The following is a 22,658-nucleotide window of genomic DNA, read 5'->3' on the forward strand; positions in this document are numbered from 1 at the left end:
TTTGAGGACGAGGCCGTTCAGGCCGAAGCGGGGGTCTGGGGGCGCAGCCCCCAGAGACGGGAAGGGGCGGCGGGGGCGAAGCAAGCGGGTCCGACGAGACGTCCCGTCTCACAGCCCTGCTACCGTCGGCACATGGTCAAGCAGCCCGCCCCCGACACCACCCGCCGCAGCGAGAGGTCCCGCCGGGCCATCTACGACGCCGCCATCGCGCTCGTCGCCGAGGTCGGCTACCCCAGGACCACCATCGAGGGCATCGCCGCCCGCGCCGGCGTCGGCAAGCAGACGATCTACCGTTGGTGGTCGTCGAAGGCGGACGTCCTGCTGGAGGCGTTCCTCGACCTGAGCGAACAGGCGGCGCGGGAGGCGGATCCGCAGGACGTGTACGTCATCCCGGACACCGGTGACCTCGCCGCCGACCTCAAGGCCGTACTGCGGGCCACCGTCGACCAGCTCAAGGACCCCCGGTTCGAAGGACCGTCCCGCGCACTGGCCGCCGAGGGCGTGGTCGACGAGCAGCTCGGCCGGGTCATGGTCGGCAAGCTCCTCGAACCGTCGCTCCAGCTCTACGTGGACCGGCTGCGCGCCGCGCAGGAGGCCGGCCAGGTCCGCCGCGAGATCGATCCCCGGATCGCCCTCGAACTCTTCGTCTCACCCCTGGCGCAGCGCTGGCTGCAGTACACCGGCCCGATCTCGTACGAGTACACCGACACCCTCGTCGACTACGCCCTCCACGGGCTCGCGCCCAGGTGAGCCCTTCGGGCGGGCCGGCCGTGCCAGCCTCCCCGGCGCGTCCGTGATGATCCCGTCGCAGCCCAGCGCCAGCGCCCGGTCCCGCTCGGCGGGGGTGAGCACGGTGTGCGCCCAGACTCGGGGGATGCCGGAGCGCACCGCCCGCAGGACGTCGGCGTCCCGCGCCCGGTGGTCGACGTCGAGCAGGTCGACGTAGGAGCGCCAGCGCTCGGGACGGTCCCGCCGCAGCTGCCCGGCCGTGCGCCACAGCTGGGAGAGCAGGCCCAGGCGATGGGTCCGCCGGGCCACCTCGGGATCGTTGGAGTTGACGAAGACCGACCGGGTCAGGCCCCGGGCGCGGATCAGCCCGGCCAGCCCGGCGAGGCTGCGTGGGTCCTTCGCCTCCAGCATCAGCACGATCCGCCCGCCGAGGCGGTCCAGTACCTCGGCGACCGTCGGCGGGCGCTCCGACCGCCAGCTCCCCGGCAGCGAGGCCCGCGGCCGCAGCCGCACCCCCTGCCACTCCGGCGCGCTCAGCCCGCGCACCGCGCCGCCGAGGAACGTCGTCCGGTTCAGGGTGCGGTCGTGCAGGACGACGAGCGTGCCGTCGCGCAGCATCTGTGTGTCGAGGTCCAGCACCTGTGCCGTGCCGCGCCGGTAGGCCGCCATCAGCCCCGACATGCTGTTCTCGGGCACCTCACGGGCACCGCCGCGGTGGGCGACGTACGTCACGCGGGGCAACGAGTCCACGGTCAGCGGCCCGGCGCCCCACTCCAGCGGGGTCGTCGGCCCCGTGACAGTCAGCGAGACCACGGAAGCGGCGGAGGCCAGACCGGTCAACGCGATCCATGTGACCATGCCGACCACGGTAGGTGGGTAAAACATGACAAAGCGTGCAATGACACTCGATCCTGGTGACGGGCCCGTCTCGCCCCAGCCATCCCTGTTGTCGGCTCCGGCCCCCCCGAAGCGCAAGAAGGTGGGACCATAGGGCATGCTGTTCCGCACGACAGCGAGGCGAGGCGATAGATGAGCGCGGAGTTCGGCGGTCGCACCGGCCGGCAGGGCAAAATCTCCCAGTGGCTGCGTGGACGCCGCCCCAAGGAGGCCGTCGGGGACGACGGTCGTGAGGCCCTGCTGCTCGCCGCCGCCGAAGCGGGGCTGCCGCTGGCGCCCGCCGCGTATCCCGCCCCCGGCTACGGCTGTTCCTGCGACCGCGTCGGCTGTCCCACCCCGGCCCGGCACCCCGTGTCGTTCGCCTGGCAGACCCAGTCGACCACCGACCGCGGCCAGATCGAACGCTGGGCCCGGCACCAGCCGCAGGCCAACTTCATCACCGCGACCGGCATGGTGCACGACGTGCTCGACGTGCCGCTGGAGGTCGGAAGGGAAGCGCTGGAGCGGCTGCTCGGCTCCGGCATCGAGGTCGGCCCGGTCGCCGAGAGCGGCGGCGACCGCCTGCTCTTCTTCACCCTCACCCGCGGCACGCCCGAGGACGAGGACGAGTGGTGGCCGTGCGAGCTGGACTGCCACCCCGAGACGATGGACGAGCACCCGGGCCTGCGCTGGCACTGCCGCGGCTCCTACGTCCTCGTCCCGCCCGCCCGGCTCCCCGGTGACGACCGGTCCGTGTACTGGATCCGCGGCCTGGAGCACCCGCTGCCCGACCCGCTGACCCTCCTGGAAGTCCTCACCGACGCCTGCGCCCGCTACATCGGCGAGGAATCCGACCACGTGAACTCGGCCTGGCCCACGCGCCGCTGAGCCCAGCGTCCGTCAAGGAATCCTTCGCAAGGGATCGCCCGCCATGCCGTTGCCCCCCGACCCGGCCGGCGCCCACCACCGCATGGACGGCCCCTCGACCTTCCTGCAGCGTCGCCGGGGCGCGGCGCGCCCATCGGCACCGGCGCCGTGGTCACCGCCGACGTGCCCGACCACGGCATCGTCGGCGGCAACCCGGTCCGCCTGATCCGCACCCGCTTCGGCGAGCCGGACATCGCCCGCCTGCTGGCCGTGGCGTGGTGGGACTGGCCGGCCGAGCACATCACCGAGCACATGCGCACGATCATGTCGGGCGGCGTCGACGACCTGGAAGCCGTCGCCCCGAAGCCGTCGTAGCCCCCGGCCGGTCCTACTCGCCCTCTGCCGACGTCAGTCCCTGGATCCGGCCCAGCACCGCCACCTTCTGGTCGTCCGAGCCCTTCGCCGGGTCCAGGGCGACCTCGTTGGAGACGAACTGCATGGTGAGCGACTGCTTGATCTCACCGGTGGTCAGGGCGAGGACGTCCTTGTTGGGCGTCGGTACCGAGGTGCCCTGCGCGGCCGTCTGCTTCTCGTAGTGGTGCGTGGTGAAGAACACAAGCGCCCCGCCGTCCTTCGTGCGCAGCGCCAGCGGCGCGTAGTCGCCGCTTGTCAGGGGCTCGTCGATGTACTGGGTGACCAGGCCCGGCTTCTTCGTGTTCTTCGCGCGGGCCGCACGCCACTGGTCGGTGTTCAGGCCGTCGGCGAAGCCGTCCCCGCCGGTCTTGAGGTACGACGTGTAGTCCCTGCTCAGGTTCCCGGGCGCGACGGCCACCTCGGTCGAGTTCACGGGCACGGCCTCGGCGAAGCCGTCCGCGTCCTTCTTGAACTCCGGCACCTTCTCCGGCGCGACCAGCGTCAGATACGCCACCTGCCACGGCTCGTCGAGACCGCCCCGCGTGAACACGAGCAGCCAGCGCGAGGTGCCGCCCTTGTTGCCGGCGGCGTCGGCGACGAACCAGCGCGGCCAGCCCGCCTTCTTCGGGATCGTGTACTTCGCGTCCGTCAGCTTCAGCGGGGTGTGCGTCGGGTTGCCGTCCGGGTTGTTCGCGGCGCCCGCCTTCAGCCTGGCCCGGTCGATGTCCTCCAGGGCGCCGGTGACGAAGTCGGCGTCCAGGGAACTGTCGTACTCCTTGTCGGCCTTGTTGTACGCGTTCGTGAACTGCTGGAGTGCCTTGGCGGCCTCCGCCTGCGTGGCCGCGGGGAGCACCTCCCGCTCCCCGTGCACCACCATGCATCCGCTCGCCGTCAGCGACAAAGCGGTCACTGAGGCTGCTATCAGTGCGCTCCGGTCAAGACTGCGGAGCCTTCGAGGGCCGCGATCCCTGCTCATCAGGTTCCTTCACCTTCCCCTTCCCGGAGGCGAACCCTACCGGGGCGAGGAAAAGCGCGAGCGTCGGGACCAAGTACAGCAGCCACACCGTGACCTGAAGGACCGTCGGGTCGGGCTGGAAGTTGAAGACGCCCTTGAGGAGAGTGCCGTACCAGCTGTCCGGGGGGATGGTCCCGGTGATGTCGAAGGCCTTGTCGGTCAGGCCCGGCAGCCAGTCGGCCTCCTGGAGGTCGTGGAAGCCGTACGCCAGCACGCCCGCGGCCACCACGACCAGCATGCCGCCGGTCCAGGTGAAGAACTTGGCGAGGTTGATGCGCACCGCGCCCCGGTAGAACAGCCAGCCCAGGAACACCGCCGTCGCGATGCCCAGGGCGACGCCGAGCAGCGGGCGCGGGGTGCCGTCGCTCGCCGCGTGCACGGACGCCCAGACGAACAGGGCGGTTTCCAGGCCCTCCCGGCCGACCGCGAGGAAGGCGGTGGCGACCAGGGCGCCGGTGCCCATCTGGAGGGCGGCGTCCAGCTTGCCGTGCAGTTCGGACCTCAGGTGCCGGGCGGTGCGCCGCATCCAGAACACCATCCACGTCACCAGGCCGACCGCGAGGATCGACAGCGTGCCGCCGAGCGCCTCCTGGGCCTCGAACGTCAGCTCCTGGGAGCCGAATTCGAGCGCGCAGCCGAAGCCGAGCGCCAGGGCGACCGCGACGCCGATGCCGATCCAGATGGGCTTCAGCGCGTCCCGGCGGTCCGTCTTGACCAGGTAGGCGATGAGGATGCAGACGACGAGGCTGGCCTCCAGCCCCTCGCGCAGGCCGATCAGGTAGTTGGAGAACACGGCTCAGGCCTCCTCGGTCAGCAGTGTGCTGCCCCACCAGTCGTCCTTGCCGCGGACGCCGGGCGGGACCGCGAACACCGCGGAACCCACGTGCTGGATGTACTCGTTGAGCGCGTCCTTGGCCAGGTTGCGCTGGATCTGGACGAAGCCCTTGCGGACGTCGCGCTGGTAGGCCAGGAAGAACAGGCCGGCGTCGAGGCGCCCGAGACCGTCCGTGCCGTCGGTGAAGGAGTAGCCGCGGCGCAGGATGGTCGCCCCGTGGTTGGAGTCGGGGTGCGCGAGCCGCACGTGAGCGTCGGGCAGCATCGCCTTCAGGAACGGCTTGTCGCGTTCCTTGGCCTTGCCGACCGGGGCGCCCTCGCCCTTGTCGCGGCCGAAGATGTCCTCCTGCTCCTGGAGGGAGGTGCGGTCCCAGGTCTCGATGTGCATGCGGATGCGGCGGGCGACGAGGTAGGAGCCGCCCGCCATCCAGTCGGGGCCGTCCTTCGGGTCCACCCAGACGAACTTCTCCAGGCGGTCCGACTCCGTGCCCGCGATGTTGCGGGTGCCGTCCTTGAAGCCCATCAGGTTGCGCGGGGTCTGCGCATCGGGCGTGGTGGACGAGGTCTTGCCGAAGCCGAGCTGCGACCACCGGATGACGACCTTGCCGAAGCCGATCCGGGCGAGGTTGCGGATCGCGTGCACGGCGATCTGGGGATCGTCCGCGCACGCCTGGATGCACAGGTCGCCGCCGCTGCGGTTCTTGTCGAGGTTGTCGCCGGCGAACTGGGGCAGATCGACCAGGGCTTCGGGACGCCTGTCCCTGAGCCCGAACTTCTCGAACAGCGACGGCCCGAACCCGATCGTCAGCGTCAGCCGTGACGGCTTCAGTCCCAGCGCCTCCCCGGTGTCGTCCGGCGGAGCCTCGGCGAGACCGCCGTACGCGCCCTCGCCTACCGCCTGCCCGGCGGTCATTCGCCGCGCGGCCTCGGTCCAGTCCTTCAGCATCTGCACGAAGGCGGCGCGGTCGTCGGTGGTCACGTCGAACGCGGCGAAGTGCAGCCGGTCCTGCACGGGTGTCGAGATGCCCGCCTGATGGGTGCCGTGGAAGGGGATCGCGGCGCCCGTCGAGGCGCCGGCCGGGGCGGTGTCGTCGGCGGAGTCGCCGGTGCCGGTCAGCGCGACCGCGCCGCCGGCCGCGACGGCACCGAGCGCGAGCCCGGCCCCGCCCCAGCCGATCAGTGCGCGCCGGGAGGGAGCGGCGGCTTCTTCGGAGTTGTCCGTCATGAGCGTCCCTACTTCGCGACGACGGCGGCGGCGAGCTTGGACAGCGGCTCCGCGAGCGCGTTCACCGCGTCCGACAGCTCCTTCTGGTCGGCCTTGCTGACCTTGTCGTACGAGGTGAAGTCGTACTGTGTTGCATTCGGCTCGTCCGCACGGAACTTGTCCAGCAGCGTGTTCAGCGCGGCGAACTGCTTGTCCAGCTCGGTGACCAGCGCGGCGTCGTTCTCCTTCGCCACCGGCTTCAGCAGCTCGTAGGACTTCTCCGCGCCCTCGACGTTCGCCTTGAAGTCGACCAGGTCGGTGTGCGAGTAGCGCTCCTCCTCGCCGGTGACCTTGCCGGTGGCGACCTCGTCGAGGAGTTCCTTGGCACCGTTGGCCATGGAGGTCGGGGTGATCTCGGCCTTGCCGACCCGCTTCTGCCAGTCCTTGAGGTCGGTGATCAGCTGGTCGGTGAGGGTCTTCTCCGCGGTGCCGATCTTCTTGTCCTGCCAGAGGGCCTTCTCCAGGCGGTGCCAGCCGGTGAACTCCTGGCCGGCCTCCAGGCCGTCCGCGCGGACGTCGACCTTCGGGTCGATGTCGCCGAAGGACTCGGCGACCGGCTCGGTGCGCTCCCAGCCGATGCGGGAGGGCGCGTAGGCCTTCTTGGCGGCTTCCATGTCGCCGTCCTTGACCGCCTTGGCGAAGGTCTCGGCGAGCGGCAGCGTCTCGTCGGCCTGCGTCTGCACGTACGCGCGGTAGGAGGCGACGGCCTTGTCGAGGCGCGGGTCGCGCTTGGCGACCGTGCCGCCGGTGGCCTTGACGTCCTGGCGGATGCCGTTGCCCTTCATGCCGGGCTTGCAGGCGATCGTGTAGTCGCCGGCCTTCACCTCGGCGGTGACCCGCTGCTTGGTGCCGGGGCCTATGTTCTCGCGCTCGGTCACGATCCGGTCGTCCGGGAACAGGACGTAGACCTCGGTGACCTTGGAGCCCTTGTTCTCGATGGCGAGCTCGACGTGCCCGGCCGGGAACTCCTTCTTCGACACCTCGCACTTGTCGTCCGTCGCCGTCACCTCGATGACCCGGTCGCCGCTCCCCGAACTGCCCTTCTCGGTGCAGCCGGTGACGGCGGCGAGCGTCGCCGCGGTGGCGACAGCGGTGAGAGCGGAGAATCTGACGGCTCGCATGCGGGCTCCAAGGAATGACCGAAAAATACGCGTGACGCGCCTCACATAAGGTGAGGCTCGCCTAACGTACCCAAGGTTTTCCTGTGTCCCACCCCTTCAAGCGGTGATTCAGCTCTCATGGACGCTGTATGAGCACGGCCCGATCACGGTGGCCAAAAGTGGATCTCAGGAGAGGGTCAAGTTCCGGTCAAGCGTCCCGGCGTGGGGTCACCAGCACCTCTCCCGTGCGCGGATGGGCCAGCACCTCGACGGGCTGGTCGTAGACCTCCGTCAGCAGCCGGTCGGCGAACACCTCGGCCGGCGGCCCCTCGGCGGCCACCCGGTGCGCGTGACAGGATCGCGACCCGGTGCGCGTAGGCCGCCGCGAGCCCCAGGTCGTGCAGGACGACCACCACGGCGTCCCCGGCCCGCGCCACTCTCCTGGGGGATCGCCGTGTTCGTTCGGGCTCGTACGTGCAGGGGCGCCGAGTCCCTTCCTCGTCCACGCCGGCCCGCCGCTCAAGGCACAATGCCCCGCGTGACTGACTACGACGTGCTCCGTGTCTTCTGCGGAGCGAACGGCGGATACGGCAATGAGCTCGGCGTCGTCCGCGAGGGCTCCCTGCTGCCGGACCCGGACGAACGGCAGGCGTTCGCCGGGAAACTCGGCTTCAGCGAGACCGTGTTCGTGGACGACCCCGAGCGCGGCGTCATCGACATCTACACGCCCACCCTGCGCCTGCCCTTCGCCGGCCACCCCTGCGTCGGCACGGCCTGGCTGCTAGACGTGCCCGAACTGGTCACCCCTGCCGGGGTGGTGGGCACCCGCCTGGACGGCGAGTTCAGCTGGATCGAGGCGCTGGCGGAATGGGTCCCGCCGCGCACGCTGCGCCAGTACGCCACGGCGGCGGAGGTCGACGACCTGCCCGTCCCGCCGAAGGGGGAGTGGATCTACGCCTGGGCCTGGGAGGACGAGGCGGCCGGCCGCGTCCGCGCCCGCGCCTTCCCCGGCCGTGACGACGGCATCGAGGAGGACGAGGCGACCGGCGCGGCGGCACTCCTGCTCACGGACCGGCTGGGCCGCGCCCTGAACATCACGCAGGGCGCGGGTTCGCAGATCCTCACGGCTCCGCAGCCGGGGGGCTGGGTGGAGGTCGGCGGGCGGGTGTTCCTGGAGCGCTGACCGTCAGGCGCTCAGCGGAAACTCGGCCCCGAGTGCCCGGAGAACCTCGATGTTCAGGGCGAACGCCTTCCGGCACTCCGCCACGATCCGCTGCTTCTCCAGGTCGTCCGCGCGGACGGCGTCCAGCAGTTCGCGATAACCCCGCTTGAACGCGGCCGGGTTGGAGATCTCCTCGAAGACGTAGAAACGGACGCCGTCCCCCTTCTTGGCGAAGCCCCAGGTCTTCTCCGCCTTGTCGCGGATGATCTGGCCGCCGGACAGGTCGCCGAGGTAGCGCGTGTAGTGGTGGGCGATGTAACCGGCCGGCCACTGCTCGACGCACTCCCGCACCCGCTCGACGTACGCCCCCGTCGCCGGCAGCGCGGACATCCGCGCACGCCAGTCCGGGCCGCGCAGATGTGCCAGGTCCCGCTCCAGCGCGGTCAGCCGGAACAGCTCGGGCTGCACGAAAGGTCCCGCCACCGGGTCCGAGGCCAGCTTCTCGGCGCCGCTCTCCAGTGCCTCGTACACGAACCACAGCTGCTCGGTGTAGCGCGCGTACGCGTCGACGCCGAGCCCGCCGCCGAGCAGGTCGCCGATGAACGTCGAGGTGTTCGCCTCTTCGTGCTGCTCATGGGAGGCGGTGCGGATGACTGTCGAGAAGGAGTCCATGGCCCCGATTTTCTACGGTTAGGCTAACCTAAGTCAATGCTTTGCCGACTCTCTGTCGGTAAAACGGTACCCGGAAAAGCCAGGGCCCACATGCGGGAAGCCCGCCCTCCGAAGAGGGCGGGCTCGGGCGAACGGCGGAGTCGTGGCAGCGTCACGGCAGTCCTGCGCCGGGCTGCCGACGGGGCTACGGCAGGGTCAGGATCTCCGCCCCGGTCTCCGTCACCACCAGCGTGTGCTCGAACTGGGCCGTGCGCTTGCGGTCCTTCGTCACGACCGTCCACCCGTCGTCCCACATGTCGTACTCGTGGGTCCCGAGCGTCAGCATCGGCTCGATCGTGAACGTCATCCCGGGCTGGATCACGGTCGTCGCGTGCGGGCTGTCGTAGTGCGGGATGATCAGCCCGGAGTGGAACGACGAGTTGATCCCGTGGCCGGTGAAGTCCCGCACCACCCCGTACCCGAACCTCTTCGCGTACGACTCGATGACCCGCCCGATGATGTTGATCTGCCGGCCCGGCTTGACCGCCTTGATCGCGCGCTCGAGGGACTCCCGGGTCCGCTCCACCAGCAGCCGGCTCTGCTCGTCGACGTCCCCGACCAGGTACGTCGCGTTGTTGTCGCCGTGCACTCCGCCGATGTACGCCGTCACGTCCAGGTTGACGATGTCGCCGTCGGCCAGGACCGTCGAGTCCGGGATGCCGTGGCAGATGACCTCGTTGACCGACGTGCACAGGGACTTGGGGAAGCCGCGGTAGCCCAGCGTCGACGGGTAGGCGCCGTGGTCGCACATGTAGTCGTGCGCCACCTTGTCCAGCTCGTCGGTGGTGACACCCGGCGCGATCAGCTTCGCGGCCTCCGCCATCGCCCGCGCGGCGATCCGGCCGGCGACGCGCATCGCCTCGATCGTCTCGGGCGTCTGCACCTCCGGGCCGGTGTACGGCGTCGGCGCGGGCTTGCCGACGTACTCGGGGCGGCGGATGTTTCCGGGCACGGAACGGATGGGGGACAGCTCCCCTGGGACGAGCAGCGACTGGCCAGACATGCCAGCGAGTCTAACCAGCGGGCATGGGGGAACATGTCGGTGGCGAGAGGAGCTGGTCATGGCCCTGTTCAAGAAGCGGACGGTCGGCAAACCGGGCGAGTGGTACTACTGCCTGCAGCACAAGAAGGTCGAGGAGGGGCCGGAGTGCCCCGCCAAGGACCGGTTCGGGCCGTACACCACCCGCAAGGAGGCCGAGCACGCGATGGCGACGGCCCGCGAGCGCAACCTCGAATGGGAGAACGACCCCAAGTGGCACGACGCCCCGGCCGCGAGCCGGGACGACGACTGACGGGCCCGAGCCCGAGTCCGTGCCGGTGCGGCTGTCGCGCGTCGTCCGCGCAGCCGCACCACTGGGCCCACGCCCATCGGCCCGCCCGGCCGGCGGAGGTCACCAGCGGGCGGGGGGCGGTGCCGTGAGTTCGTCCGCCAGCCTGGCGAGGCGGTCGCGCAGGCGCCGGTGACCTCGCGGCGTCGGCAGCAGGTTCTCGCCGGCCGCCGCGCTCACCAGGTGCTGCACGCTGTCCAGGTCCAGTTCCGCCCCGTCGGGCACGGCCAGCGACTCGTGTGCCATCGCCGTCAACTCGCCCCCGCCGTCGCCCAGCGCCAGCACCGTCGCCCCGGCCCGCCGCGCGTCGTGCACCCGCTCCAGCAGCGGAGCACCCGGCCCCTGGGGGGACACCACCAGCAACGTCTCGCCCCGCCGCGCCGCGGCCAGCCGCCCCGGTCCGACCGACAGATGCGCGGGGTCCGACGCCCGCGCGCCGTGCCGTACGAGAGTCGGGGCCAGCTCCGGCGTCCCCGACCACGCCGCCTCGTCCACCAGGTGGGCCGCGAGATGCCACGGCTCGTACTCCGCCGTGCCGACGAGCAGCAGCCCGCCCCCGTGCGACACCACGGACCCCCGCAGCGCCCCCGCGAACCGCCGCGTGGCCCCCAACCACTCGGTCCCGGCGAGCACTTCGCGCAGCAATGCGACCCGTACGGCATCCATGCGACCGCATCCTGCCGCAACCGACGCCTCACGGCCCCCGGTTCACCCCGATTCGTCCAACTTGGGCAAGGTGCGGGCTAGCTGTCCGGCAGGTCTGCTTCGATCACGGCTACCACGACCCTCCTACCATTGGCACCTCCCGTGATGCCGCCCACCTGAGCCTTCGCCGTGGGCAAGGCGGACGTAAAGTCGGCCCATGACCTCTACCGACAGTGCACAGCAGGCCCCCGCCAAGGACCCGTGGGACCTCCCCGACGTCTCCGGACTCGTCGTCGGCGTGCTCGGCGGCACCGGCCCGCAGGGCAAGGGCCTCGCCTACCGGCTCGCCAAGGCCGGCCAGAAGGTGATCATCGGCTCACGCGCCGCGGACCGCGCCCAGGCCGCCGCCGAGGAACTCGGGCACGGCGTCGAGGGCGCCGACAACGCCGAGACCGCCCGCCGCAGCGACATCGTGATCGTCGCCGTGCCGTGGGACGGCCACGGCAAGACCCTGGAGTCGCTGCGCGAGGAACTGGCGGGCAAGCTCGTCGTGGACTGCGTCAACCCGCTCGGCTTCGACAAGAAGGGCGCCTACGCGCTGAAGCCGGAGGAGGGCAGTGCCGCCGAGCAGGCCGCCGCCCTGCTGCCGGACTCACGGGTGACGGCCGCCTTCCACCACCTGTCGGCCGTCCTGCTCCAGGACCCGGAGGTCGACGAGATCGACACCGACGTGATGGTCCTCGGCGAGGTGCGCGCCGACGTGGAGATCGTCCAGGCGCTGGCCGGCCGGATCCCCGGCATGCGCGGCATCTTCGCCGGGCGACTGCGCAACGCCCACCAGGTGGAGTCGCTGGTCGCCAACCTGATCTCCGTGAACCGCCGGTACAAGGCGCACGCGGGGCTCCGTATCACCGACGTGTGAGGGCATGGGGGACACTGTCGGTACAGCAGCGCAGTGTCCCCCGACAGGAGAACCACCCCATGCCCCGCCTCGCCCTCTACGCCCTCGTCGTCTGCGTCCTCGCCGTGGCCGCGGCGGTCGTCTCCTTCGTCCAGGGCAACTTTCTGGGAGTCGTGTGGGTGCTCCTGGCGGGGCTGGCGTCCAACATGTGCTGGTACTACGTGAAGCGCGAGAAGGTCCGGAAGTCCGTCACTGGCTGACCTGGCAGAACTCGTTCGTGCCCTGCCAGAAGCGGAACAGCTCCTGCCCGCAGTAGGTGTCGAAGTCGCTGATCCCGAGGCTCTTCAGGATCGAGTCGACCACGTCGAAGAACACGCCGTTGACCGCCGGCAGCCACAGCAGCGCGAACACGAACAGCAGGCCGAAGGGCGCGAACGGCTCCACCTGGCGCTTGACGTTGTACGACAGCCAGGGCTCGAGGATGCCGTAGCCGTCCAGGCCGGGAACCGGCAGGAAGTTCAGGATCGCGGCGGTGACCTGGAGCAGGGCGAGGAAGGCGAGAGCGAACCGGAAGTCGCGCGGCACGCCGTCCAGGGCGTCCAGCCAGAACGGGGCCGTGCAGACGATCGCGAACAGGACGTTCGTCAGCGGGCCGGCCGCCGAGATCAGACTGTGCCGCCAGCGGCCCTGGATCCGGCCCCGCTCGATGAAGACGGCACCGCCCGGAAGGCCGATCCCGCCCATGATCACGAAGATCACGGGGAGGACGATGCTCAGCAGGGCGTGCGTGTACTTCAGCGGGTTCAGCGTGAGGTAGCCCTTCGCGCCGACCGAGATGTCGCCGCTGTGCAGGGCGGTGCGCGCGTGCGCGTACTCGTGCAGGCACAGGGAGACGATCCACGCGGCCGTCACGAACAGGAACACGGAGAACCCGGGCTGTTCGGCGAACCCGGTCCAGGTGGCCCAGCCGGTCACCGCCGTCACGGCGAGGATCCCGACGAAGACGGGGCTGACCCGCCGGTCGCTGTGGCGGGTCGTGGCGGTGGTCATGGGGCTCCCTGGCCTCTCGTGCACGCGGTGGGACTGCCCGACCGTACCGGGCGCACGGGGAAAACGTCTCGCGGTCCCCCGAGGGTTCCGGGGAAGGTGGACCCATGGGGCTTTGGCATGTGTTCTACCCGGACTGGCAGATGGAGTGCTGCGGTACGCCGTTCTCGCTGGGCGAGGAGGTGAGCTGGCCGCTGCTGCTCAGCGACGCCGACGAGGTGCTGGGCGGCGGCTGGCACGACCAGCTCAGCAAGATCGTCGGCCCGGTGGCGGACATACGGGGAGAAGAGGGTGCCGTGCGCGTGGTGCGGGAGGAGACGGGCCTGCTGGTCGCCCTGCGACAGCATCCCGTCGGCCTCGTGCCCGCGGAGGAACCCGGAGAGGGAGAGGCGCGGCCGGGGGACCGGATCCGCGCTGTCGGCCTCCTCACGGTAGAGACACACGGGAGCGCCGGACTCCCCGAGGTCCGGGGCCGGGTGCGGGCGATCCAGGTGGTGACCCAGGGCTTCGCCGATCCCGCGCCGGGCTCGGGAGCGTGGGAGCCGGTGCCCGGGGAGCGGTCGCTGCGGTCGGTGGACACCTGCCCCAAGTGGTTCGGCGGCGGCCGAAGCCGCTCCGACGCGGGCGCCGTGGTGACCCTGGACGTCCCGGGGACGGACTCGTGGCTGTCGCACGCCGTCCGCGAGGCGTGCGGGATCCCACACGAGGGCGCGGTCCCCGGCGCGGAGACCGAGGGCATCCCGGCGGACGCGCTGGCGGCCTTGCTGGCTACGTTCAGCAGGGGGGCGGGGCCGAGAGGGGGCTGAGGGTGGCTTTTGGGCCGACGGCCGTTCCCTTTCGTGGGTCTGCGGGGCGATTGCTTCCCGCACTGGCGGATGTGCTGGGGGCCCTGTCGGCCACCTTCAGCAGGAGGCCCGGACCGACAGAGGGCCGAAATCGAGGGAGGGCCAGGACCGAGGGAGTGCTGGGACCCAGGGAGGGCTGAGGGCGGGTCTCTTGCCCGACGGGCGCCCTTTCCACTGGCCGCGGGCCGATTCCTTCCCCCCACCTGTCGGCGCTGCTTTCCGCCGCACCGCCGGAACCCCGTGACCGGCCCCGACGCCACCGGAGACAATGGACCCCGTGCGCTACCGCATTCTCGGCACCACCCAGGCCCTCCGCCCCGACGGCACGCCCGTCCCCGTAGGCGGGGCGCGGCTGCGTGCGCTGCTGACCGTGCTGGCGCTGCGGCCCGGCCGCGCCGTGCCCGCCGGGCTCCTGGTCGACGAGGTGTGGGGCGACGGCGATCCGCCCGCCGACGCGACGGGCGCGTTGCAGGCGCTGGTCGGACGGCTGCGCCGGGCGCTCGGCGCGGACGCGGTCGCCTCCGTGGACGGCGGCTACCGCCTCACCGCCGCGCCCGACGACATCGACCTGCACCGCTTCGAGCGGCTGGTCGGCGAGGGCACGCGGGCGCTGGCCGACGGCGACCCCGCGAAGGGCGCCGCCGTCCTCGACGACGCCCTTGGCCTGTGGCGCGGCCCCGTCCTCGCCGACCTGCCCGACCGCACCGCCGAGGCGGCCCGCCGCCAGACCCGGCACCTCGACGCCCTGCGCGCCCGCCACGCCGCCGCCCTCGCCCTCGGGCACGCCGATCAGTCCCTGCCCGAACTGACCGCCCTGTGCGACACCCACCCCCTCGACGAACCTCTCCAGTCCCTGCGCCTACGAGCCCTGCGCGACGCCGGCCGCACGGCGGAGGCACTGGCCGCCTACGAGGCCGTACGCCACCTGCTGGCAGACCGCCTCGGAACCGACCCGGGCCCGGAACTGAGGGCGCTGTACGGGGAGTTGCTGCGGCCGGCAGATCGGCACGGCCCTGGGGGAGGGGGCGGGGGTGACGGCCGACAGGGCGCGAACGGTTTCGGGGACGGGGATCCGGCAGGTTCCGGGGCCTACGGAGCCGGCGGCCGGCCAAGCCCCGAAGCGCCCGCGAGTGGGCCCCGGCCAAGCTCCGGCGCCCAGGCGACCGAGCCGTCCCGCGCGGCGGACGGGGGTGACCTGCCCGTCCCGCCGTCCGGCACCGCCGATGGACGTGGGCCTGGTCCTCTGTCTGGCGCCGCCGACGGACGTGGGCCGGTCCCGCCGTCCGGCACCGCCGACGGACGTGGGCCGGGTTCCCTACCCGGCGCGACCGACGAGGGCACGTTCGGCCCGCGGCCAGGGGCCACGGGCGGTGCCCAGGGATCGTCGGGCTCCCGGGCGGCAGCTCGGGCTGCCGGTTCCTCCGGTCCGTCCGGTCCTACGGCGGCCGGTCACGGCCGAGGTCCCCACGCCCCCGGCGAACCCCTCGCCGCCCACGCCCCCGGCGAACCCCTCACCGGCCCCACCCCCGGCCCCCCGCCCCCGGGCAACCTCCGCGCCCGCCTCACCTCCTTCGTCGGCCGGGAAGCCGATATCAAGGCCATCCGGGGTGATCTGGCCGACGCCCGGCTCGTCACGCTGCTCGGGCCGGGCGGGGCCGGGAAGACGCGGCTGTCGCAGGAGGCGGCGGAGGCCGTGGGGGAGGCGGCGAGGGACGGGGTGTGGCTGGCGGAGCTCGCGCCGGTGGACGACCCGGACGCCGTACCGGAGGCCGTGCTGACCGCCGTAGGGGCGCGGGAGACCGTGCTGTACGGCGCCGGGGCGGAGGCCATGCGGGCCGGGGGCGAGCGGCACGACGACCCCGTCGAGCGGCTCGCCGAGCACTGCGGCAGGCGCCGGTTGCTGCTGATCCTCGACAACTGCGAGCACGTCGTCGAGGCCGCCGCCCGGCTGGTGGAGGAGCTGCTGGAGCGCTGCCCCGGTCTGACGGTGCTGGCCACCAGCCGTGAACCCCTCGGCGTACCGGGGGAGTTGCTGCGGCCGGTGGAACCGCTGCCGGAGCCCGTCGCGCTCAGGCTGCTCGCCGAGCGCGGGGCCGCGGCCAGGCCCGGCTTCCGGACCGCGGACGACCCCGCGTCCTGCGCCGAGATCTGCCGGCGTCTGGACGGCCTGCCGTTGGCCATCGAACTCGCCGCCGCCCGGCTGCGCATGCTGACCCCACGCCAGATCGCCGCCCGGCTCGACGACCGCTTCCGGCTGCTCACCTCCGGCAGCCGTACCGTCCTGCCCCGCCAGCAGACACTAAGAGCCGTCGTCGACTGGTCCTGGGAACTGCTCGACGAGGCCGAACGGGACGTGCTGCGGCGGCTGTCCGTCTTCGCCGGCGGCTGCGACCTCGCCGCCGCCGAGGCCGTCTGCGGTCCCGCCGCATTCGACGCGCTCGGCTCGCTCGTCGACAAGTCCCTTGTGGTGGCCGCGCCTTCGGGCGACGAGGGCATGCGCTACCGGCTTCTGGAGACCGTCGCCGAGTACGCGGGCGAACGGCTCGACGAGGCCGGCGATCGCGAGGAGGCCGAACGCGCGCACCTGACGTACTACCGCGAACTCGCCCGCACCACCGACCCGTTGCTGCGCGGTCCCGGCCAGATCGCCGCCATCGGCAGGCTGGAGCGAGAGGGCGAGAACATCCGCCTCGCCCTGCACCACGCCGTCGCCACGGGCGACGAGCAGGAGACGCTCTGTCTGGTTCTGTCGATGTTCTGGTACTGGCAGATGCGCGACCTGCGCCTGGCTGCCCGCCAGTGGTCGCGCGAGGCGCAGACCCTCGGCCCCGACCCCTTCGCCTCGCCGGTGCGCCGCGCCGCCCCCGTGTGGGAGCGCTGCACGGACGTGCCGTTGCCGTGGACGGGTGAGATCCTCCAAGAGGCCCGGCGCGGGGTCCACCTCGTCCATCTCGCCTGCATGGACACGGAGTTGGAAGCCTGGCAGACGCCCGAGGCGCAGGAGAAGCTGCGCGCCATCGCCCAGGCCTACGAACCCGGCATGCCGCAGACCTGCCGTGCCCCCGGTTCCCTCTGGTTCTTCGCCGTCATACTCTCCGGCGACATGGGCCGGGTGCGCGAGATCGTCGACGCCACCGTCCGTACCTGCCGCGCCGCCCCGGGCCACGAGTGGGAACTCGCCGCCGGCCTGCAGATGCGCGCCCAGATGCTCGCCAACCGCACCGACTGGGCGGGCGACGCGGCCCGCGACGCGGACGAGTCGCTGGCGATCTACCGGCGCCTGGGCGACCTGTGGGGCACCGCCGAGGCGCTCGCGGCGCGGGCCGAGGCCCATGAACGCCAGGGCGAGTACCAGCAGGCCGCCGCCGACTACGAGGCGGCGATCGAGCGGGCGAACCGGCTCGGTGCCCGCGCCCAGGCGTCGGTGCTCGCCGCCCGGCTGGGCAGCGCACTGCTGGAGGTCGGCGAGTCCGAGCGCGGCGAGCGCCTGCTGCGCGAGGTGATCGACCGTCAGGAGGGATCGGGCTCGGGCCACGAGGCGATGCCCGCCGCCCGGCTCTTCCTCGCGGGCCGGCTCGGCATGACCGGACGGACCGCCGAGGCACGTGAGCAACTCCGTTTGCTGCGCGAGGAGTTCAAGATCGCCCACTTCGTCGTCTTCGACGCCTCCATCCTGGGGGCGGAGGCCTGGCTGGACGTCCTGGACGAGCGCTGCGAGGTGGCCCTGGACAAGACCCGGCGGGCGCTGGAGCTGGCCGACGACCCGCTGTCCCTGGCCATCGCACCGCAGATGCGCTCCTCCTACCTGGTCACCGCCGCGACGGCCCTCGCCGGTCTCAACGGCGGGTGCCGCGCCGCTGACGCCGCCCGGTGCATCGGCGCCGCCGCGGCCATGCTGCCGCCCCGCCACGTCATGTCGTCCATGGAGCGCGACGTATGGCACCGGGCCGAGCGGCGCACCCGCGCCGTGCTCGGCGATCAGGCGTACGAGGCGGCGTACGCGGAGGGCGGCGGCCTCTCCCCCGCGGAGGCCACCGCCCTGGTCTGACGCGCACCGACCGCGCTGTGGGCGCCGGGTCAGGCCTTGGTCCGGAACTTGTGGATCGCGACCGGCGCCATCACCGCCGTGATGGCCGCCGACCAGGCGAGCGTCACCCACACGTCGTGCGCGGCCGGACCGCCCACCATCAGTCCGCGTGCGGCGTCCGCGAGCGAGGACAGCGGGTTGTAGTCGGTGAAGTTCTGCAGCCAGCCCGGCATCGACTGCGTCGGCGCGAAGATCGACGAGCCGAACTGCAGCGGCATCAGCACCAGGAAGCCCATGGCCTGCACGGACTGCGCGTTCTTCATCATCACGCCCAGGGTGAGGAACACCCACATCAGGGCCGATCCGAAGACGGCGGACAGCCCCACGGAGGCGAGCAGACCGGCCCAGTTGCTGATGTCGAAGCCCACCAGAATCCCGACGATCATCAGCACCACGGTCGCGAAGAGCATCCGCATCAGTTCCACCGCGATCTTGGCGAACAGCACCGAGCCGCGCCCGATCGGCAGGGACCGGAAGCGGTCCATGACGCCGGTGTTGAAGTCCTGGTTGAAGCCGGTGCCGACCCCCTGGGCCATGTTCATGCCCATCATGGCCATCAGGCCGGGCACGACGTACTGCACGTAGGCGTCCTGGCCGCCGCCGAGCGACTGCCCGATGGAGCCGCCGAAGACGTACACGAACAGCAGCGTGAAGACGACCGGGAACAGGACGGCGTCGAACATCGACTCCGGGTCCTGGCGGATCCACAGCAGATTGCGGCGGATCAGCGCGCCGGTGTGGCGCAGATGGCCGCGCAGCGGGATCCGGGCGTCCGCCCCGAGGTCGGCGGGGGCGAGTGCGGTGGCGCTCATACGGCGACCTCCTGGCGGTCGTCGGCGGGCGCGGTGTCCTGCGGGGCGCTGGCACGGTGGCCGGTGAGGGACAGGAACACCTCGTCCAGGCTGGGCAGTTCGGTAGTGATGGAGGAGAGCGTGATGCCACGCGCGGTGACCGCGCCGACCACGGCGGTCAGCTGTTCGTCGCTGAGGATCGGGACCAGGGCGGCACCGCGTTCGGCGTCCACGGTGGTGGACGCGAGGCCGGTGATGCCCAGGTCGTCGAGATAGGCGGCCAGCGGCCGCAGCTGCAGCGGGTCGAGCGGGCGGATCCGCAGGGTACGGCCGCCGACCTTCGCCTTGAGTTCCTCAATGGCGCCGTTCGCGATGACCTTGCCGCGGTCGACGACCGTCAGCTCGGAGGCGAGCTGCTCGGCCTCCTCCATGTACTGGGTGGTGAGCAGGACGGTGACGCCGTCGCCCACCATCCGCTTGACCTCGTCCCACACCTCGTTGCGGGTACGCGGGTCGAGGCCGGTGGTGGGCTCGTCGAGGTAGAGCACGACCGGGCGGCCGATCATCGACGCCGCCAGGTCGAGGCGCCGCCGCATGCCGCCCGAGTACGTCGCCGCGGGCCGCTTGGCCGCCTCGGTGAGCGAGAAGCGCTCGAGGAGTTCGTCGGCCCGCGCGCGGGCGTCCTTGCGGGGCAGGTCGAGGAGCCGGCCGATCATGTAGAGGTTCTCCCAGCCGGGGAGCTTCTCGTCCACGGAGGCGTACTGACCGGTCAGCCCGATCACCCGGCGCAGCTGCCGGGGCTGGCGTACGACGTCGTAGCCGGCGACGGTCGCCTGGCCCGCGTCGGGCTGGATCAGCGTGGACAGAATCCGCACGAGGGTGGTCTTCCCGGCCCCGTTCGGCCCGAGCACCCCCATCACGGTGCCCTCCCGCACGTCCAGGTCGACCCCGTCCAGCGCCTTGGTCTCGCCGTAGTGCTTGACCAGCCCCCGCACGGAGACGGCGCTGCGTGCGCCGTTGGGGTTCTTGTCGATTCGCGTCATGTGGACGACGCTGTCAGGGCCCACCGACAAACGACCGACAGCCCGCCGACAGCCACCTACAGGTCACCGACAGCGGGTGCGGACCTCGCTCGCTGGGGGCTCCGCCCTCAGACCCCCGGTCTACGCCCACCCACCACACGTATCGGTTGGTCGAGAGGTGCACGACACCCCTGCGGCGACCACCGCAACCATGAATCGAGCAACCACGACGGCGAGCAACCAGGTCCGCGAGAGCGGCCCCGGTTCAGGCGCAAAAAAGCGAGCAGCCCGCCGACGGGGGAAGATCGGCGGGCTGCCAGTGGTACCGCAGTGGCTCAGTGGACGCTGTGCTCCTCGAGCGGGAACGTTCCTCCGACGACGTCCTCCGCGAACGCCTTCGCCGCGTTGCCCATGACCTCACGCAGGTTCGCGTACTGCTTCACGAACTTCGGCATCCGGCCACCGGTCAGCCCGAGCATGTCGGTCCACACCAGGACCTGTGCGTCCGTCTCCGGCCCCGCGCCGATGCCGACCGTCGGGATGTGCAGCACCCGCGTCACCTCGGCCGCCAGTTCCGCCGGAACCAGCTCCAGGACCACCGCGAACGCACCCGCGTCCTGCACGGCCTTCGCGTCGCGCAGCAACTGCTGGGCCGCTTCCTCGCCGCGCCCCTGGACGCGGTAGCCCATGGCGTTCACGGACTGCGGGGTCAGCCCGATGTGGGCCATCACGGGGATCCCGGACTCCACCAGCAGTTCGATCTGCCGGTGGGAGCGCTCGCCGCCCTCCAGCTTGACGGCCCCGACCCCGGCCTCCTTCACCAGCCGGGTCGCCGAGCGCAGCGCCTGCACGGGACCCTCCTGGTAGGAGCCGAAGGGCAGGTCGCCGACGATCAGGGCGCGCTGGGTGCCCCGGACGACCGCCGCGGAGAGCATGGTCATCTCGTCGAGGGTGACGGGCACGGTGGACTCGTACCCGAGGTGACAGTTGCCCGCCGAGTCCCCGACGAGCATGACCGGGATGCCGGCCTCGTCGAAGACGGACGCGGTCATCGCGTCGTAGGCGGTGAGCATGGGCCACTTCTCGCCGCGCTCTTTGGCGGCGGCGATGTCGCGAACGGTGATACGGCGCGTGCCCTTGCCGCCGTACAGCGCCTTGCTGCCGTCGGAGGACTTCTGCTGCGCAGGCTGGGCAGCCGAAAGCTGCGTCATTGCAACGGCTCCTTCAGTCATCTCGAGGCGCCCTGACGGCGTCCCCGGACCACGTCCATGGTGGCACCTCGTGCCGAGGAGGGCCAGGGGACCCCCGTGTGATCCGCACGTACGTAAGACCTGGGTAAAGAAATTCCGATACGGCACCGTCTCGTATCGTAAATCGCTACCCTCGACGGCATGACTACTCCTGCCACGGTTCACCGGCGCCGCTGGGCGATCCTCGGCGTCCTGATGCTGAGCCTGCTGATCGTGGTGCTCGACAACTCGATCCTGAACGTCGCCATCAAGACGATCTCCACCCCCGCCCCGACCGGCCTGGGCGCCACCCAGGGCGAGCTGGAGTGGGCGATCAACGCCTACACCCTGGTCTTCGCCGGCCTGCTGTTCAGCGCCGGCCTGCTCGGCGACCGTCTCGGCCGCAAGAAGGTGCTGCTCGGCGGGCTCGTCGTGTTCGGCATCAGCTCCGCCCTCGCCGCCTCCTCCGGCACGCCGGGCGAGCTGATCGCCTTCCGCGCGCTGATGGGCCTCGGCGCCGCCTTCGTGATGCCGGCCACCCTCGCCGTCCTGATGAACGTCTTCGAGCGCGAGGAGCAGCCCAAGGCCATCGGCATCTGGGCGGGCGGCGTGGGCCTCGCCATCGCCATCGGCCCGATCACCGGCGGCATCCTGCTCGACCACTTCTGGTGGGGCTCGGTCTTCCTCATCAACGTGCCGATCGTGATCGTCGCGGTCGCGCTGATGCTGTGGCTGGTGCCCGACTCCCGCGACCCGAATCCCGGCCGGCTCGACCCCGTCGGCGTCGTCCTGTCGGTCGTCGGCCTCGTCCTGCTCGTCTACGGCATCATCAGGGGCGGCCAGACCGCCGACTTCACCGACGCCACGGTGCTGGGGACCATCGCCGCCGGAGTCCTGGTCCTCGTCGCCTTCGTCGTGTTCGAGAAGCGCAGCGACCATCCGTCCGTCGACGTCACGTACTTCAAGAACAAGGTCTTCTCCGCCGCGATCGCCGCCATCGCGCTGGTCTTCTTCGCCCTGATGGGCGTGACCTTCTTCTCGGTCTTCTACACCCAGAGCGTGCGCGGCTACTCGCCGCTCCAGACCGGTCTGCTGATGCTGCCGCTGGCCGCCGCCCAGATGATCTTCGCGCCGCGCGCCCGGCTGGTCGTCGACCGCTTCGGCTACAAGGTCACCACCACGGCCGGCCTGGTGGTCATCGCCGCGATGCTGGCCGCGTTCGCCACGCTGGAGGCGGACACCCCGATCTGGCTCCTCGAGGTGATCTTCTTCCTGATGGGCGCCGGCATGGCGCACATCATGACCCCGGTCAGCGTCGTGATCATGCAGACCCTGCCTCGCGAGAAGGCCGGCTCCGCGTCCGCGCTCAGCAACACCTTCCGCCAGGTCGGCGGCGCGCTGGGGATCGCCGTACTCGGCTCGGTGCTGTCCACGGCGTACCGCGGCGGCATCGAGGACCGGCTCGGCGCGGTGCCCGCGGACCTGCGCCACACCGCGGGGGAGTCCATCGAGGCGACCCTGGGTGTCGCCGCGAAGCTCGGCCCCAAGGGTGACGCGCTCGTCGGCCCGGCCAACGACGCGTTCCTGCACGCCATGCACGTCACCGCGCTGTGGGGAGCGGGCGTCGCGGTGATCGGCGCGGTGATCGTGGCGCTGTTCCTGCCGGGCAAGGAGCCGGCGCGTCAGGAGGGCGAGGGGCAGCAGGAGTTGGTGGCAGCCGAGTAGCCCCCGGCCCCCCGCCCTGGAGCGAGCGGGCACGGGGGAGAATCCCCTCATTGCGACCGAAGGGAC

General features: G+C 71.6%; 21 protein-coding genes and 2 pseudogenes. 10 read left to right on the forward strand and 13 right to left on the reverse strand.

Annotated elements, in window-relative coordinates:
* The first annotated feature begins 132 nt into the window (after positions 1 to 132).
* Positions 133 to 750 carry a TetR/AcrR family transcriptional regulator gene (locus ACFWWR_RS20200; RefSeq protein WP_383871951.1) on the forward strand — a complete coding sequence of 206 codons (618 nt, stop codon included), beginning with the start codon at positions 133 to 135 and terminating at the stop codon, positions 748 to 750.
* Here the strand turns inward: ACFWWR_RS20200 and ACFWWR_RS20205 are convergent.
* Entirely contained in the window at positions 649 to 1,587 is a 939-nt protein-coding gene (locus tag ACFWWR_RS20205) for a glycerophosphodiester phosphodiesterase (protein ID WP_383871954.1), read from the reverse strand. The two genes, ACFWWR_RS20200 and ACFWWR_RS20205, sit on opposite strands and share 102 nt — an antisense overlap.
* A gap of 171 nt (positions 1,588 to 1,758) precedes the next feature.
* Between ACFWWR_RS20205 and ACFWWR_RS20210 the strand changes: the two genes are divergently transcribed.
* Positions 1,759 to 2,493, forward strand: coding sequence for a bifunctional DNA primase/polymerase (locus ACFWWR_RS20210; protein ID WP_383871958.1), 735 nt, complete (start codon positions 1,759 to 1,761; stop codon positions 2,491 to 2,493).
* Positions 2,494 to 2,610: 117 nt separating this feature from the next.
* Positions 2,611 to 2,847: pseudogene (locus tag ACFWWR_RS20215) on the forward strand (antibiotic acetyltransferase); the annotation flags it as partial.
* Between the two features lie 13 nt (positions 2,848 to 2,860).
* On the opposite strand, the gene ACFWWR_RS20220 reads toward ACFWWR_RS20215, so the two are convergent.
* From ACFWWR_RS20220 to ACFWWR_RS20240, 5 genes and pseudogenes are all read right to left on the reverse strand, one after another.
* A complete protein-coding gene (locus tag ACFWWR_RS20220) occupies positions 2,861 to 3,862 on the reverse strand; it encodes a hypothetical protein (protein WP_383871961.1) in 1,002 nt (333 codons plus the stop codon).
* Entirely contained in the window at positions 3,822 to 4,694 is an 873-nt protein-coding gene (gene efeU / locus ACFWWR_RS20225) for an iron uptake transporter permease EfeU (protein WP_383871964.1), read from the reverse strand. The genes ACFWWR_RS20220 and efeU overlap by 41 nt, the downstream gene beginning before the upstream one ends.
* 3 nt (positions 4,695 to 4,697) lie before the next feature.
* A complete protein-coding gene (efeB, locus tag ACFWWR_RS20230; protein ID WP_383871967.1) occupies positions 4,698 to 5,960 on the reverse strand; it encodes an iron uptake transporter deferrochelatase/peroxidase subunit in 1,263 nt (420 codons plus the stop codon).
* An 8-nt stretch (positions 5,961 to 5,968) separates the two neighbouring features.
* Entirely contained in the window at positions 5,969 to 7,120 is a 1,152-nt protein-coding gene (gene efeO / locus ACFWWR_RS20235; protein WP_384304572.1) for an iron uptake system protein EfeO, read from the reverse strand.
* Positions 7,121 to 7,307: 187 nt separating this feature from the next.
* Positions 7,308 to 7,542 (reverse strand): annotated as a pseudogene (locus tag ACFWWR_RS20240) (hemin ABC transporter ATP-binding protein); the annotation flags it as partial.
* 95 nt (positions 7,543 to 7,637) lie between these two features.
* Between ACFWWR_RS20240 and ACFWWR_RS20245 the strand changes: the two are divergent.
* Positions 7,638 to 8,282 carry a PhzF family phenazine biosynthesis protein gene (locus ACFWWR_RS20245; RefSeq protein WP_383871973.1) on the forward strand — a complete coding sequence of 215 codons (645 nt, stop codon included), beginning with the start codon at positions 7,638 to 7,640 and terminating at the stop codon, positions 8,280 to 8,282.
* 3 nt (positions 8,283 to 8,285) lie between these two features.
* Here ACFWWR_RS20245 and ACFWWR_RS20250 read toward each other — a convergent pair whose 3' ends face one another.
* Positions 8,286 to 8,933 (reverse strand): heme oxygenase (biliverdin-producing), encoded by a 648-nt coding sequence (locus tag ACFWWR_RS20250; RefSeq protein WP_383871976.1) that lies wholly within the window; start codon positions 8,931 to 8,933, stop codon positions 8,286 to 8,288.
* Between the two features lie 184 nt (positions 8,934 to 9,117).
* Positions 9,118 to 9,975, reverse strand: coding sequence for a type I methionyl aminopeptidase (map, locus tag ACFWWR_RS20255; protein ID WP_383871979.1), 858 nt, complete (start codon positions 9,973 to 9,975; stop codon positions 9,118 to 9,120).
* 58 nt (positions 9,976 to 10,033) lie between these two features.
* On the opposite strand from map, the gene ACFWWR_RS20260 reads away from it, so the two are divergent.
* Positions 10,034 to 10,264, forward strand: a complete 231-nt coding sequence (locus ACFWWR_RS20260) for a hypothetical protein (protein ID WP_383871982.1) — start codon at positions 10,034 to 10,036, stop codon at positions 10,262 to 10,264.
* Between the two features lie 99 nt (positions 10,265 to 10,363).
* Here the strand turns inward: ACFWWR_RS20260 and ACFWWR_RS20265 are convergent, their stop codons facing one another.
* Positions 10,364 to 10,966, reverse strand: a complete 603-nt coding sequence (locus ACFWWR_RS20265) for a hypothetical protein (protein ID WP_383871985.1) — start codon at positions 10,964 to 10,966, stop codon at positions 10,364 to 10,366.
* A 196-nt stretch (positions 10,967 to 11,162) separates the two neighbouring features.
* Between ACFWWR_RS20265 and npdG the strand changes: the two genes are divergently transcribed.
* Together npdG and ACFWWR_RS20275 are read left to right on the forward strand one after the other, a co-directional pair.
* Positions 11,163 to 11,867, forward strand: a complete 705-nt coding sequence (gene npdG / locus ACFWWR_RS20270; protein WP_383871988.1) for an NADPH-dependent F420 reductase — start codon at positions 11,163 to 11,165, stop codon at positions 11,865 to 11,867.
* A 59-nt stretch (positions 11,868 to 11,926) separates the two neighbouring features.
* Positions 11,927 to 12,106 carry a hypothetical protein gene (locus ACFWWR_RS20275; protein WP_384304575.1) on the forward strand — a complete coding sequence of 60 codons (180 nt, stop codon included), beginning with the start codon at positions 11,927 to 11,929 and terminating at the stop codon, positions 12,104 to 12,106.
* Here ACFWWR_RS20275 and ACFWWR_RS20280 read toward each other — a convergent pair.
* The gene (locus tag ACFWWR_RS20280) at positions 12,096 to 12,896 is read right to left on the reverse strand and encodes a site-2 protease family protein (protein WP_383871993.1); all 801 of its coding nucleotides are present in this window, start codon (positions 12,894 to 12,896) and stop codon (positions 12,096 to 12,098) included. The two genes, ACFWWR_RS20275 and ACFWWR_RS20280, sit on opposite strands and share 11 nt — an antisense overlap.
* A 104-nt stretch (positions 12,897 to 13,000) precedes the next feature.
* Between ACFWWR_RS20280 and ACFWWR_RS20285 the strand changes: the two genes are divergently transcribed.
* A complete protein-coding gene (locus ACFWWR_RS20285) occupies positions 13,001 to 13,699 on the forward strand; it encodes a DUF6578 domain-containing protein (RefSeq protein ID WP_384304577.1) in 699 nt (232 codons plus the stop codon).
* A gap of 307 nt (positions 13,700 to 14,006) precedes the next feature.
* On the forward strand, positions 14,007 to 17,786 hold the full coding sequence (locus ACFWWR_RS20290) for a BTAD domain-containing putative transcriptional regulator (RefSeq protein ID WP_384304579.1): 3,780 nt from the start codon (positions 14,007 to 14,009) through the stop codon (positions 17,784 to 17,786).
* A 29-nt stretch (positions 17,787 to 17,815) separates the two neighbouring features.
* On the opposite strand, the gene ACFWWR_RS20295 is transcribed toward ACFWWR_RS20290, so the two are convergent.
* The 3 genes from ACFWWR_RS20295 to panB form a co-directional block, all read right to left on the reverse strand.
* Positions 17,816 to 18,637 (reverse strand): ABC transporter permease, encoded by an 822-nt coding sequence (locus ACFWWR_RS20295; RefSeq protein ID WP_384304582.1) that lies wholly within the window; start codon positions 18,635 to 18,637, stop codon positions 17,816 to 17,818.
* Entirely contained in the window at positions 18,634 to 19,659 is a 1,026-nt protein-coding gene (locus ACFWWR_RS20300) for an ATP-binding cassette domain-containing protein (protein WP_384304584.1), read from the reverse strand. The genes ACFWWR_RS20295 and ACFWWR_RS20300 overlap by 4 nt, the downstream gene beginning before the upstream one ends.
* 314 nt (positions 19,660 to 19,973) lie before the next feature.
* Positions 19,974 to 20,849: a 3-methyl-2-oxobutanoate hydroxymethyltransferase gene (gene panB, locus ACFWWR_RS20305; RefSeq protein WP_383872007.1), complete on the reverse strand. Its 876-nt coding sequence runs from the start codon at positions 20,847 to 20,849 to the stop codon at positions 19,974 to 19,976.
* A 180-nt stretch (positions 20,850 to 21,029) separates the two neighbouring features.
* On the opposite strand from panB, the gene ACFWWR_RS20310 reads away from it, so the two are divergent.
* Positions 21,030 to 22,592 carry an MFS transporter gene (locus tag ACFWWR_RS20310; protein ID WP_384304587.1) on the forward strand — a complete coding sequence of 521 codons (1,563 nt, stop codon included), beginning with the start codon at positions 21,030 to 21,032 and terminating at the stop codon, positions 22,590 to 22,592.
* Positions 22,593 to 22,658 lie beyond the last annotated feature (66 nt).

This window comes from Streptomyces sp. NPDC058678, assembly GCF_042714835.1.
GTDB lineage: Bacteria > Actinomycetota > Actinomycetes > Streptomycetales > Streptomycetaceae > Streptomyces.